The organism is Vibrio sp. 03_296 (genome assembly GCF_002265885.1).
The window spans coordinates 1-516 of record NZ_NPKW01001316.1; the positions used below are offsets into that span (position 1 = coordinate 1).

A 516-nucleotide genomic window follows, 5' to 3' on the forward strand; every position below is an offset into this window, starting at 1 on the left:
CGCGTGAAGAGGAACAAGGGGTGCGCAGGCGTCGACAGACTCGACATTACAGCGACCATCTCTAAACTTCGACAAGCTTCGAATGGGCAAGCGCTCCGCCAGAGTCTTCTGGACGGAAGCTACCAACCTCAACCTGTTCTGGGTATAGAAATCCCTAAAACGAATGGTGGCGTCAGGCAATTAGGTATCCCTACGGTACTGGATAGGATAGTCCAACAGGCGATCACATCAGTACTGTCAGACATCTATGAGCCGAAGTTCTCCAACAGCAGTTATGGGTTCAGGCCAAACCGTAGTGCGCATCATGCGCTTGCGGCAGCAAGCCGCTATATCAGAGAAGGGCGGGGTTATGTGAGTGGATATCGATCTAGCCAAATACTTCGACACGGTGAACCATGATAGGGTGATGCACAGATTATCTAAGGACATTAGTGATAAACGAGTATTAAAGCTAATCAGGGCATATCTACAGGCAGGCTTAATGCGAGATGGGTTAGTAGAGCGAAGACAACGAGG

The 516-nt window shown here is 49.8% G+C and carries 1 pseudogene; it reads left to right on the forward strand.

Annotated elements, in window-relative coordinates:
• A pseudogene (locus CIK04_RS31780) lies at positions 1-516 on the forward strand (reverse transcriptase domain-containing protein); the annotation flags it as partial.